Below are 12,693 nucleotides of genomic sequence, written 5' to 3'. Positions count from 1 at the left end.
AAGTTCTTCATCGATCTTGACCCGAACGAGGAGAGGTAACCGATGGTCACCGGCTACGCAATAGAAGCACGGGGGCTGCGCAAGTCCTATGGCGACGTCGACGTGCTGGAGGGCGTCGACCTCAGCGTGGAGCGGGGCACGATGTTCGCGCTCCTGGGCCCCAACGGCGCCGGCAAGACCACGACCGTGCGGATCCTCAGCACGCTCCTGAAGGCCGACGGCGGCACGGTGACCGTCAACGGCCACGACCTCGACGGCCCCAAGCGCAAGGTGCGCGAGCAGATCGGCTTGACCGGCCAGGACACCGCGGTCGACGAGCTGCTCACCGGGCGCGAGAACCTCGAGATGATGGCCCGGCTGTTCCACCTCTCGACTGCTGACGCGAAGGCGCGCGCCACGGAGCTGCTCGCGCAGTTCGACCTCGTGGACGCGTCGACGCGGCAGGTCAAGACGTACTCCGGTGGCATGCGCCGCCGGCTGGACCTCGCGATCAGCCTCATCACGTCGCCGCCGGTGCTGTTCCTCGACGAGCCGACCACTGGGCTCGACCCGCGCAGCCGCTCGGCGATGTGGGACGCGATCCGGCAGCTGCTCGACGGCGGTACCACGATCCTGCTCACCACCCAGTACCTCGAGGAAGCCGACCAGCTCGCCGACCGCATCGCCGTGATCGACAAGGGCCGTGTGGTCGCCGAGGGCACCGCGGCCGAGCTCAAGCGCCGCGTCGGCACCGAACGCCTCAAGCTCACCTTCGCCACCCCCGTGGAGGCGGAACGCGCGCACACCGTCGTCGAGGGCGTGCTGCTCGACACGACGGTGAGCATCGCGATCGACAACCCCGCGCAGGTCCGGCGGGTGCTCAACCAGGTTGCCGACGCGGGCCTCGAGACCACCGGTCTCGAGCTCTCCGAGCCGACCCTCGACGACGTCTTCCACACCCTGACCTCAACCGCGGGAGAGAAGTGAGATGACCCAGACCCTGTCGAGGGAGACGGAGGGGACCCAGATCCTCGCCACTCCCGCCCGTTCGGCGCTCTCGCTCGCGGTGTCCGACTACCGGGTGCTGATCGGGCGCAACATCAAGCACATCACCCGCAACCCGGAGATGCTGATCCAGGCGGTTTCGCTGCCGATCGTGCTGCTCCTGCTGTTCCGCTTCATGTTCGGCGGCGCGATCAACCTGCCCGGCATGAACTACATCGACTACCTGATTCCGGGCCTGATCGTGATCAGCGTCGGCTTCAACTCCACGTCCACTGTGGTCGGTGTGTCCGCCGACCTCACCAACGGCCTCGTCGAACGCTTCCGCTCCATGCCGATGGCAGGCTCGGCCGTGCTGGTCGGCCACGTGGTGTCGGGTGTGCTGCGCAGCATGCTCTCGCTCGTGGTGATGGTGGCCGTCGGACTCGCCATCGGCTTCCGCCCCGGCGGCGGCGTCCTCGGTTGGCTCGGCGCGGTCGGCCTGCTGGTGCTCTTCGCGACCGGCGTGTTCTGGCTGGCCACCCTGCTCGGCTCGATCGCCAAGACGGTGGAAGGCGCGAGCGGCCTGGGTATGATCCTGGTCTTCGTGCCCTACGCCACCAGCGCCTTGGTTCCGACGGCGTCGATGCCGAGCGTCCTGCGGGTCATCGTCGACAACCAGCCGGTGACGGTCCTGATCGACGCCGCCCGACACCTGATGAACGGCTCCGCGCTCGGCGCCACGGGCTGGCTCGCGCTGGCCTGGTGGATCCCGATCACGGTGCTCGCGGCGGTCCTGACGGTGCGCAAGTTCCACCAGCGCGCGACGGTCTGAGCTTGTTCTCTCGGGGCGGCCCGCCTGGTGCGGGCCGCCCCTTCGTCGTGTGCAAGGTCGACTTTAGGTCGGTCGGGAACGCTGCGTTGAGCAGACAAGACCAGTGCGTGAAGTGAGGTGGCGTGATGCCGACCCGCATCGATGAGTTGCCGGCTGACGTTCTTGACGTGTGGCTCGCCCCGCTGGCCGACGACCCGGCCGGAGCCGTGGCATTCCTTGCCGAGGTGACCGATCGGGTCGCTCGTCGGCGTGGGGATGGGCGGGTGCTGGTCCTGGGTGGGGGGCCGGTTGCGGACGCGTTGGCTGGGGAGGGTTACGCGGTCACGGTGGCTTCTTCTTCCCGGGGGCTGCCGTCGGGGGCGCGGTTTGACGCGGTTTTCGTCGGTGGGGATGCGTTGTCACGGTTTTCGGGGCAGCGGGAGCAGGTGCGTGCTGTTCGTTCGCTGGCGAGAGTGATGCGGCCGGGTGGGGCGTTGGTGGTGCAGGGGCGGCAGCCGGATCCGGGGCGGTGGGCTTCGGATGTTTGGGTGCGTGAGGTGGATTGTGTTCGGCAGATTGTGGTGTTGGGTGGGTCGGAGTTGCGGTATGTGTGGCCGGCTGAGTTGGATTTGATGGCTGAGCTGGCGGAGTTGGCGTTGGATTCGCGGTGGGGTGGGTGGTACGGGGAGCCGGTTGAGTGTGGTGGGCCGGTGGTTTCTGTGTATCGGAGTTGAGGGGGGCGGTCTCGGCTCCGACTGCGGCTCGGTCCGGCTCGGCGTGCTGCGCACACCATTGCCGGGTGTCGGGTGGGGAACCCCGATTTTTGATTGTTACGACGGTAGGGATCGGCTTGTCAAGGCGGGAAAGCGTGCCTTGACAAGCCGATCCCTACCGTGTTGTGGAAAAGCATCGGGGGGCCGGGCGGGGGAAGGTTCGGGGAGGGGTTGGTGGGGTGGTGAGTTGGGTGGCCGGCCGGCGGTTGGGGAGGTGGGGCGCCGGAGTCAGGTGGGTGTCGGGTTGTGTGGGCGGCCTGCAGTTGATGACGGGCCAGAGCGCCCCAATTGGGGGCGGTAGCGGTATTCCGTCGGCCGGCGTGTGCTGGAGCGACGGAACGAAAGTATTGCGGGCGAGCGAAAGAGACCGAGCAACAGGAAGCCCGGCTACTGCAACGAAAGCAGTAGCCGGGCGTTCCTTGCTGTGCGGAATCACACCGCGTCGGACATTTCCCCCACCAAGATGCTCTGGTGAAGCTTGCGTAGGGACACTCCGGGCTCGATTCCCAGCTGCTGAACCAAGTTCTGGCGTGCGGAGGCGAACGTTTCGAGGGCCTCGGCGCGACGGTTGGACCGCAGCAGTGCCGTCATGAGGTACTCGTAGAACGTCTCGCGCAGGGTGTGTTCCTTGGCCAGCGCCGAGAGTTGGCCCACGACTTCGCGGTGGCGGCCGATGAGCAGCTCGGTCTCCATGAGCAGCTCGAGGCACTCCAGGCGCGTCTCCTCCAGCAGCGTGGCGTACGCCTGCACGTCAGGCGAATCGGTGAAGCCGCCGAAGGCGGGGCCGCGCCAGAGGTCCGCGGCGTGGCGCAGGACGGTGGCCGCCTGGCCGTAGCTGCGGTCCCAGTGCAGGGCGCGGCCCTCCTGGTAGAGGCGGGTGAAGCGGTCGGCGTCGAGTTCGTCGATGCCGACGTGCAGGGAGTAGCCGCGCGGGCTGGTGACCACGGGGCTGTCCTCGGCGTCGGCCGGGGTGCCGCGCAGGAGTTTGCGCAGCTGGGAGACGTAGACGTACAGCGCGGCGCTCGCGCGCGCCGGGGGGTTTTCGCCCCAGATCTCGCCGATGAGGTGCTCGGTGGTGACCACCTGGTTGTTCTTGGCCAGCAGTGCGGCGAGCAGCGTCTCGATCTTGCGTGCCCTGGGTGCGCTGACACCGGGCCGGCCGCTGACTCTGATCTGCCCCAGAATTTCGTAGTTCATATGAACGCCCTCCGGTGTCCGCGTCGTCGGGGGGCCGGCATCGGCGGCGCCCCCAGCGCCCCTGCCTGCCGGACTTGCCTGGCCCCACGTGAGCAACTTACCAAACCGGGAGGTCGGTTTTCAAGATAAAACCGGGAGGTCGGTCTGTTTTGATCAAGAAAAAGGGCCTCGGTCCAGGTAGTGGCCCTGAATTGTGCCCGGAATCCTTGTAAACCGGGCGGTTGGTATCTTACTCTGAACAGGTCGGGGCGGACGTGCCCGGCCGGAGCGGATGGGGACGACGGTGACGAAGCAGGCGCGAGCGGAGCAGACCCGGCTCTTGTTGCTGGACGCTGCCGCCGAGCTGCTGCACCGCGACGGCTACGCGGCCACGAGCATGGTGGACATCGCGCGCCAAGCGGGCGTCACCAAGGGTGGCCTGTACTTCCACTTCTCCTCGAAGGACGAGGTCTGCGACGAGGTCCAGGGCGCCGCGGTCGCCGTGCTCCAGGAGCACGTGGACCGCGTCGATCGCACGAGCAACGTGCCTGCCCTGCGCAGGCTTGCCGAGCTCAGCCGGGCCCTCATGCACTGGCTCGGCGCCGATCCCAAGGTCGGTGCCAGTTTCCGGCTCACGCGGGAGATGGGTTCGAAGGATGCCCGCTACGTCGCCTTCACGCGCGCTTGGCTCGCCCAGGTGCGGCGCTACATCGCCGAGGCACACGACGCGGGCGAGCTCAGCGCTGAGGTGTTGCCCGACATGGCGACGCTGCTGGTGGTCGTGACCTGCGTCGGCCTCGAGTCGGTGGTCGCGAGTGGCACGATCTCGGCCGACACTGACCTCTCGCGCACGCTTTCCGAGCTCTGGCGCGTGATCGAACTGGCCGAGCCGGTGTCGAGCACCGCGCGATGAGCCGGCTCAGGCGGGCTGCTCTTCGAGGTTCCCGGCCGGGTTGAACCTGTGCAGCCGGCGCGGCGGCACGATCGAGGGCAGCAGCGTCGCCCACATGAACGTGACGCGCTCGCGCAGGTCGGTCCGGTCCGTGAGCACCTGGGAGCTCAGCTGGATCCCCGTGAACGACCCGACGGCGTACTGCGCGAGATCGTGGGTGTTGATCTCCTTGCGCAGGTCGCCCGCGGCCTTGGCGGCGAGCAGGCACCCGTGGACGAGGTCGATCCACTGCTTGTAGGCACTGGCGGCCGGCGTGACGAACGAACCCTGCTCGATGACGAGCCGGATGCTGGCGCGCACGAAGACGTCGCTCTGCAGGCCGACGGCGAGGCTGTGGCACCAGTCGATCACCGTTTGCAGCCCCGGGTTCGCCAGCGCCGGCGACGAGTCCGCCACCGCGAACTGCTCCTGCATCAGCGCGTCGGCGAGGTCTTCCTTCGACTTGAAGTGGAAGTACAGCGCACCCTTGGTGACGCCGGCCTCGGCCAGGATGTCGGACAGGCTCGCCCCGAGGAAGCCGACCGCATCGAACCGCGACGCCGCGGCGGTGAGGATGGTCTTCCGGGTCTGCTCCGCGCGTTCCTGGCGAGCCACGCCTAACTCCTTCGTGCACAAGGGGATCTGGTCCGTCGTGGACCGGTGCAAGCGACCAGTGTACCGGTCGGCGGGCCGTAGAGCCAGCGAAAAAAACCGGTAGGTAGGTATGGTTTTGCCTCTCGGATTCCGCTAGAAATTGAGCGGGGGAGTACTGGGGAAACTGGGGAATTTCTTTCTGGGAGGTCCGACATGGTCGGCACACTGCTAGCGGAGACAGTAGGAAGATCATCCACTGAAACGATCGATGAAATTCCGGCGAAGAGACAGATCGACTTCCAGCAGACGATCCCGCGCAGCCTCGTGCACCGGGCGGCGGTGTCGGAAGTCTTCGTCACCGATCTGAACATCCTGGGGCCGGGCCGCTTCGAACTCGGCGCGCAGTGGCCGCGGCGCCACGGCTTCTTCGGCCCGCGCACCCCGGCTTCGCACGACCCGTTGCTGTACACCGAAACCTGCCGCCAAGCCGCGATGCTGCTCGCCCACCGCGCGTACGGGGTGCCGCTCGGCCACAACTTCCTCTCCGACCACAAGGCGTACGAGGTCGACGAGGCGGGGCTGGCCACCGACTGCCGTCCGGTGAACGTGGTGTTGCAGGTCAGCGCGCACGACGTGCAGTACCGCGGCAAGAACGTCGGCGGCATGCGGTACGAGTTCGACATGTTCCGCGACGGCACGCACGTCGGCACGGCTTCGGAGCGTTGGCGGTGCGTCTCGTCGGCGGTCTACCGGCGGCTGCGCGGCGAGCACTTCGCGGCGACGCCGTTCCAGGTCAGGGTGCTGCCCACCGTCGAACCGGCCGAGGTCGGGCGCAACCACACGCAGGACGTGCTGGTCGCGGCCACTTCGGAGACGGGCGTCTGGGCGCTGCAGTTCGACCCGGACCACGCAGTGCTCTTCGACCACACGGTGGACCACGTGCCGGGCATGGTCATGGTCGAGGCCGCGCGGCAGGCCGCGTTGCTCACGGTCGGCGACCCGCACGCGCTGCCGCTGCGGGCGGAGATCGAGTTCCACGCCTACGTGGAGTTCGAGGCCGAATGCCGGGTCGTGGCCACGGAGCTGGATCCGGCGGAGGACGACTGCCGCCTGGTGCGCGTGGAGTTCGAGCAGTACGGCAAGACCGCGGTGACGACCACGCTGGCGATGCGTCTGTCATGACTGCCGACCTGGGGGCGGTCAGTACGACAGACATCCTGGTCACCGGCGCCACCGGCTTCATCGGCTGCGCAGTGGTGCGGGAGCTCGTCGCGAGCGGGTGCGGCCCGCGCGTGCGGGTCCTCGTGCGGCGGCCGCTGCCCGATGGGACGGCGGCGTGGCCGGCGGACGCGGGCGTGCGGCCCGTGGCGGGTGACCTCGCCGACCCGGCGAGCCTGGCCGGCGTGTGCGCGGGCGTCACCACGCTCGTGCACCTTGCGGCGCAGGTCGGTGGGGACGAACAGCTGTGCACTACCGTCAACGAGGACGGCACCCGCGCGTTGCTCGCGGAGGCGGCGCGCGCCGGCACCACGCGGGTGCTGCACCTGAGCACCTGCGCGGTCTACCGCGACGGCGATCACCGCGGCGCGTCGGAGTCGGTGCTGGTCACGGGTCCGGCATCGGCCACGAGCCGCAGCCGGCTCGCGGCCGAACGGCTCGTGCGCGCGGCCGGCGGTGCGGTCCTTCGGCCGCACCTGGTCTACGGCGTCGGCGACCGGCACGTGGTCCCCGCGCTGGTGCGGTGGCTGCGCGCGGTCCCGGCGTGGGCGGCGGGCGGCGACGCGCGGACGTCGGTGGTCTCGGTCACGGATCTCGCGGCGGTTGTCGTCGCGTTGATCCACCGGCCGGGCCTGCCGGGGGAGGTCTTCCACGTGGCCGACCCGCGGCCGGTGCGGATGCGGCGCCTGGTCACGGCCGTGTGCGACCTGCTCGGCGAGCCGCTGCCCGCGGCGGACCTGCCGCTCGGAGAACACCGTGAGCGGACGCGGGAAGCGTTGCCGTGGCTCAGCGATCACCAGTATTCCCTGCTCACGCGAGACCACTGGTACGAGAGCAGCCGCGTCTGGGCGCGCACGGGTGTGCCGACGGGGCCCGGCCTCGTCGCGCGTCTGGCCGAGGCGGCCCAGTACTACCGCGAAACGCTCTTCGACCGCGTCGGCGGAATATGACGCGATTCGAAGATCGAATAACGCGGAAAGTGCCCGCTTGAATTCGCACAGCAATTTCGATCATGACGGCCACCCGGAATGGACCGGGTGGCCGTCCGCTTTTCCCGGCGGCCGGTGATCGTCGAAGATGGGCGGCATGTCACGACGTGAGCTCGTGGTGCTCGGGTCGGCGAGCCAGACGCCGACCCGGCACCGCAACCACAACGGGTACCTCCTGCGTTTCGACACCGACGGCGTGCTGTTCGACCCGGGGGAGGGCACGCAGCGGCAGATGACCCACGCCGGCGTTGCCGCCGCGGAGCTCACGCGCATCTGCATCACCCACTTCCACGGCGACCACAGCCTCGGCCTCTCCGCCGTGCTGCAGCGGCTGTCGCTCGACGCCGTGCCGCGGCCCGTGCGCTGCCACTACCCGGCCTCCGGCCAGGCGTTTTTCGAGCGCCTGCGCTACTCCACCGTCTACCACGAGCGCGCCGAGGTCGTCCCGCGCCCGGTGCTCGCCGACGGCTGGACCGACGGCCCGATGTCCGCCCACGTCCTCGACCACCGCATCGACTGCTTCGGCTACCGCTACACCGAACCCGACGGCATCCGCATGCTCCCCGACCGCCTCGCCGCGGCCGGCGTCCGAGGTCCGGACATCAGCCGGCTGCAGCGGGAAGGCTCGCTGGAGGTCGACGGCCGCACTGTTCACCTCGCCGACGTCAGCGAGCCGAAGCCCGGACAGGTTGTGGCGTTCGTCATGGACACGCGCCCGTGCGCGGGAGCCCTGGACTGCGCGCGCGACGCGGACCTGCTGGTCGCCGAGTCGACCTTCCGCGCCGCCGACGCCGACATCGCCACCCGCTACGGCCACCTCACCAGCACCGACGCCGGCCGTCTCGCCGCGGCGGCAGGTGTGCGCAAGCTCGTGCTGACCCACTTCTCGCAGCGCTACCCCTATGCGGAGGCCGACGCGTTCGGGGAGGAGGCGGCGGAGGTCTTCGACGGGGAGATCCACGTGGCGCGCGACTTCGACGTGATTCCGCTGCCCCGCCGGCGCTGACGGCTCACCGGCCGTGACCTGGGCCGTCGGCGTGTCGGTGCCCGGGGTGGGCGGGGCGCGCCGGCGGTCGTGCCAGACTTCCGGGCGATGTACACGCCGTCCGATCTCGCCGATCTGCTCGAGTGCGAGCACCGGAGCGTCCTCACGCAGGCGCTGGCAGCGGGGCTGCCCGGCGCGCCGAGGCCCGGTTCAGGACCTGATCAGCTGGCCGTGAAGCACGGGCGCGCGCACGAGGAGGCGACGCTCGAGCGGCTGCGGGCCGAACGCAAGGTCGTGGAGATCGAGGAGCGTGATCCGGTCGTCGCCGCGAAGGTGACGGAGGAGGCGCTGCGCGCGGGCGCGCCCGTGGTCTACCAGGCCGTGTTCCACGACGACGAGTTCACCGGCCGCGCCGATTTCCTGCTGCGCGACGACGAAGGCCGCTACGAGGTCTACGACACCAAGCTCGCCCGGCACGCCAAGCCGTCCGCGGTGGTCCAGCTGACCGCGTACGCCGATGCGCTGCGCCGCGCGGGTTGGCCGGCTGGTCCGGACATGCACTTGCTGCTGGGCGACGGCACCACGCGCACGCTGCGCGTCGACGACTTCCTCCCGCTGCTCGACCGCCTGCGCTCGCGGCTGCGCGACCGCCCGGCCCGGCTGCCGCTGCAGCTGTGGGCCGACGAACGGCCGGCGTGCGGAGCCTGCAGCTTCGCGCAGCACTGCTCGACGGCGCGGGAGGCGGACCGTGACCTGTCGCTCGTCGCGGGCATGCGCGGAGACCAGCGGCGCAAGCTCGTGACGGCCGGTCTCGCGACGATCGACAAGCTCGCCGCCGCCGGGCCGGACGACCGGCCGCGCGACATGTCCGCGACCACGTACACGACGTTGCGCGCGCAGGCCGCGATCCAGGTGCGCCAGGACGAGACGGGCGAGCTCGCCTACGAGGTGATCGATCCCGCCGCGCTCGCCCAGCTGCCGCCGCCGAGCCCGGGCGACGTCTTCTTCGACATGGAAGGCGACCCGTACGCGTTGGCGGGCTCCGGGCTCGAGTACCTGTTCGGTGCGGTGACGGACGACTCGGACGCCCCCGACGACACTGACGGTCAGCGGTTCACCCCGTTCTGGGCCCACTCCCGGGCGCAGGAGAAGCGCGCGTTCGAGGAGTTCGTGGACTTCGCCACCGCGCGGCTGGCCGAACACCCCGGCGCGCACGTGTACCACTACGCGCCGTATGAGGTCACCGCCATCAAGCGTCTCGCCGCCGTGCACGGCACACGCGAGGAAGCCGTGGACGAGCTGTTGCGGTGCGGCGCGCTCGTGGACCTGTACGCGGTGGTGCGCAAGGCGTTGCGGGTCGGGCAGCGGTCGTACTCGATCAAGTACCTCGAGCCGCTCTACATGCCCGCCGCGCGCGACGGCGACGTGAAGACGGCCGCGTCCAGCATCGAGGCGTACGAGGACTACCTCACGCTCACGGCCGCCGGAGAGTCCGAGCGGGCCGACGAAGTGCTGCGCGGCATCGGTGAGTACAACGAGTACGACTGCGTGTCCACCCTGCGGCTGCTGGAGTTCCTGCATCGGGTGCGCGTGGACGAGGGCATCGACCTCGTCGAGCCGGCGCCCGAGTCCGATGTGGACGCTCTGCTGCGGGAGACGGAGGAAGACGTCGCGGCGCAACGGCGGGCGGAGCGCGCGGCCGCGATGGCGGCGCTCGTCGACCCGTTGCTCGACGGCCTGCCCGACGATCCGGCGGAGTTCACCCCGGACGACCACGCCCGTGCGCTGCTCGCCGCGTCCGTGGGCTACCACCGGCGTGAGACGAACCCGGCATGGTGGGAGTTCTTCCGCCAGGTGGCGGCGCCGCTCGGTGACCTGGAGATCGACACGACGTGCGCGGTGCCCGTTTCGGTGTCCGTCGGCGAGTGGGTGCCGCCGTCCGGCCGGCTGCGCACGGCGAAGCGGACGCTCGTCGTGGCGTGCGACCCGGACCGGCCGCACCCGTTCGCACCGGGCGACGACGTGCGCCTGCGTTACGGCGCCGAAGCGCGCGACGCGAAGGTGGTGGCTTCCTCGGCCGTCGAGCTGACGCTGGAGGAGAGCAGCGCGCCCGACGCGACGTCGAACGACCGTCCGGCCGCGGTGCTGCCCGGCAGCCCGGTGCGGCCGTCGCCGAAGGACGAGGCCGTGGCCGATCTCGCCCGGCTCGTCGGGGAAACCCTGCCGGTGCTGCCGAAGCACCCTGGTGTGGACCTCCTGCGCCGGACGTCGCCGCGGTTGCGGACCGGCGGCGCGTTGCCTGCCGCGGGTGAGGATCTGGTCGCGACGGTGATCGAGGCCGTCGACGCGCTCGACGGTTCCGTGCTCGCCGTGCAGGGCCCGCCGGGCGCGGGGAAGACATACCTGGCGGGCAAGCTGATCGCGCACCTCGTGCGTTCGGGCCGGACGGTCGGGGTCACGTCCAACAGTCACAAGGCCGTGGAGAACGTGCTTTCCGCCGCGCTGGGCAACGATCCTTCGCTGGCGTGTGCCAAACGCGCGAAGCGGACGCCGGACCCCTCGGCGGCGTGGGAACAGCCGAAGAACAACAACGCTCTGGTGCGCTGGCGCGAGGAACACGACACCGGGCACCTGGTGGGCGGCACGGCTTGGACGTTCGCCAACGCGGCTGTGCGCGCGGAGCCGTTCGACGTGCTCGTGATCGACGAGGCCGGCCAGTTCGCGCTGGCCGACGCGCTGGCCGTGTCGACGTGCGCGAAGAACGTGGTGCTGCTGGGTGATCCGCAGCAGTTGCCGCAGGTGGTGCAGGGCACGCACCCGGCGGGCGCGGAGGCCTCGGCGCTGGGGCACCTGATCGGCGACGCCGACATCATGCCGGCGCACCTGGGCTACTTCCTCGACCAGACGCGGCGCATGCACCCGGCGGTGTGCGCGCCCGTTTCGCGGCTGTCCTACGCGGGGTTGCTGCACTCGCACCCGTCGGCGTCGCGGTCGGTCGACGGGTTCGCGTCGGGGCTGTACCTGGCGTCGGTGGAGCACCGGGGGAACACGACGCGTTCGGTGGAGGAGGCGGCCGAGGTCGTCTCGGTGATCTCGGCGCTGCACGGGCGCACGTGGGAGGGCCGTCCGCTGACGGACGCCGACTTCCTCGTGGTGGCGCCCTACAACCTGCAGGCCCGCGTGGTCACGCGCGCGCTGGCCGAAGCCGGCTTCGGCGACGTCCGCGTGGGCACGGTCGACCGGTTCCAGGGCCAGGAGGCGCCGGTGGTGGTGACGACGATGACGTCGTCCTCGGCCGTCGACCTCCCGCGCGGGCTCGACTTCCTGCTCTCGCGCAACCGGCTGAACGTCGCGCTGTCGCGGGCGCAGTCGGTGGCGGTGCTGGTGTGTTCGCCGCATCTGCTCGAGGCCGACATCCGCACGGTCGAGCAGATGCGGCTGGTGTCGGGGATGCTCGGGCTGCTGCAGGACGCGCTGCCCTGGCCCGGCTCCGCGCCTGGCTCCGGATAAGGGCGTGCCCCCGGTCCCGTCGCTGCGGAGAGGGAGTTCGCGCGGACAGGGAGCGGGGGCACTGTTTCCCGCCTCGGGCGCCGCGCCGATGGGGGGATCGGCGGGTGCGGGCGGGAGCTTTCTCTTCGAGTGGCTTGCGTCGGTACGGGGGGTCGCCTCTCGGCGAGTGGCGCGACCCGGCGTCTTGCGACGGCCCGGGAAGGCAGTGGGTGAGGCCCGGGGACACCCGCCGTACCGACACTCTGTACAACGCCTGGGCGTGGCCGGTGTTCCGGATTTCCCTTGTGACGCAGGTCGCTCAGGTGATTTGCATGATCCTGATTTCATGATCCACTGTGGACGTTTGGATGCCCCCGCTCCCGCCGCGGCAGTGGGTCCGGCGACAGGAGCAGGAGCACATGAGCCCGCCCCGCGCTGCCTCGAGGCAACTGCGGCGCAGCGGGGTGGGGTGGTCTGAGGAGGTTGGGTTCGGGCCGGTGCGGGGGTCGCCTCTCGGCGGTTGGCGCGACCCGGCGTCTGTGCGACGGTCCGGGAAGGCAGTGGGTGGAGCCCGGGGACACCACCGCACCGGCAAAGGTTGTAACTAGTGCCGGTGCGGAGGTATTCCCGATGATCCACAATGGAGGGTACTGAGGGTGCTCCCGCTCCCGGCTCCGCCGGCTGGGGGTCCGGCGAGCGAGAGCAGGAGCACTGGCGCCCGCCCCGTACCGCGTTGGGGGAGCGCGGGGCAGCGGGGCGGGTGG

Annotated in this window: 10 protein-coding genes; 8 read left to right on the top strand and 2 right to left on the bottom strand. The window is 70.2% G+C overall.

Annotated elements, in window-relative coordinates; translation table 11 throughout:
• The first annotated feature begins 42 nt into the window (after positions 1 to 42).
• The 3 genes from K1T34_RS07015 to K1T34_RS07005 all read left to right on the top strand — a co-directional run bounded on the left by K1T34_RS07015 (position 43) and on the right by K1T34_RS07005 (position 2,508).
• Positions 43 to 966 (top strand): ATP-binding cassette domain-containing protein, encoded by a 924-nt coding sequence (locus K1T34_RS07015; protein ID WP_220243473.1) that lies wholly within the window; start codon positions 43 to 45, stop codon positions 964 to 966.
• Between the two features lies 1 nt (position 967).
• Entirely contained in the window at positions 968 to 1,795 is an 828-nt protein-coding gene (locus K1T34_RS07010) for an ABC transporter permease (protein WP_220243472.1), read from the top strand.
• 125 nt (positions 1,796 to 1,920) lie between these two features.
• Positions 1,921 to 2,508 (top strand): hypothetical protein, encoded by a 588-nt coding sequence (locus K1T34_RS07005; RefSeq protein WP_220243471.1) that lies wholly within the window; start codon positions 1,921 to 1,923, stop codon positions 2,506 to 2,508.
• Positions 2,509 to 2,979: 471 nt separating this feature from the next.
• On the opposite strand, the gene K1T34_RS07000 is transcribed toward K1T34_RS07005, so the two are convergent.
• Entirely contained in the window at positions 2,980 to 3,744 is a 765-nt protein-coding gene (locus K1T34_RS07000) for an AfsR/SARP family transcriptional regulator (RefSeq protein ID WP_220243470.1), read from the bottom strand.
• 283 nt (positions 3,745 to 4,027) lie between these two features.
• On the opposite strand from K1T34_RS07000, the gene K1T34_RS06995 reads away from it, so the two are divergent.
• Positions 4,028 to 4,636 carry a ScbR family autoregulator-binding transcription factor gene (locus K1T34_RS06995; protein WP_255638366.1) on the top strand — a complete coding sequence of 203 codons (609 nt, stop codon included), beginning with the start codon at positions 4,028 to 4,030 and terminating at the stop codon, positions 4,634 to 4,636.
• 6 nt (positions 4,637 to 4,642) lie between these two features.
• Here the strand turns inward: K1T34_RS06995 and K1T34_RS06990 are convergent, their stop codons facing one another.
• Positions 4,643 to 5,269 carry a ScbR family autoregulator-binding transcription factor gene (locus K1T34_RS06990; RefSeq protein ID WP_220243468.1) on the bottom strand — a complete coding sequence of 209 codons (627 nt, stop codon included), beginning with the start codon at positions 5,267 to 5,269 and terminating at the stop codon, positions 4,643 to 4,645.
• Between the two features lie 192 nt (positions 5,270 to 5,461).
• On the opposite strand from K1T34_RS06990, the gene K1T34_RS06985 reads away from it, so the two are divergent.
• The 4 genes from K1T34_RS06985 to K1T34_RS06970 all read left to right on the top strand — a co-directional run bounded on the left by K1T34_RS06985 (position 5,462) and on the right by K1T34_RS06970 (position 11,950).
• Positions 5,462 to 6,430, top strand: coding sequence for a ScbA/BarX family gamma-butyrolactone biosynthesis protein (locus K1T34_RS06985; protein ID WP_220243467.1), 969 nt, complete (start codon positions 5,462 to 5,464; stop codon positions 6,428 to 6,430).
• Positions 6,427 to 7,416, top strand: a complete 990-nt coding sequence (locus tag K1T34_RS06980) for an NAD(P)-dependent oxidoreductase (RefSeq protein WP_220243466.1) — start codon at positions 6,427 to 6,429, stop codon at positions 7,414 to 7,416. Before K1T34_RS06985 ends, K1T34_RS06980 begins: the two co-directional genes overlap by 4 nt.
• Before the next feature lie 136 nt (positions 7,417 to 7,552).
• Positions 7,553 to 8,461 carry a ribonuclease Z gene (locus K1T34_RS06975; RefSeq protein WP_220243465.1) on the top strand — a complete coding sequence of 303 codons (909 nt, stop codon included), beginning with the start codon at positions 7,553 to 7,555 and terminating at the stop codon, positions 8,459 to 8,461.
• 87 nt (positions 8,462 to 8,548) lie between these two features.
• A complete protein-coding gene (locus K1T34_RS06970) occupies positions 8,549 to 11,950 on the top strand; it encodes a TM0106 family RecB-like putative nuclease (RefSeq protein WP_220243464.1) in 3,402 nt (1,133 codons plus the stop codon).
• Positions 11,951 to 12,693 lie beyond the last annotated feature (743 nt).

The sequence above is a fragment of the Amycolatopsis sp. DSM 110486 genome (genome assembly GCF_019468465.1).
GTDB lineage: Bacteria > Actinomycetota > Actinomycetes > Mycobacteriales > Pseudonocardiaceae > Amycolatopsis.
Note: the sequence above shows the minus strand (reverse complement) of the source record. Positions and strands in the feature narration are given on the sequence as shown.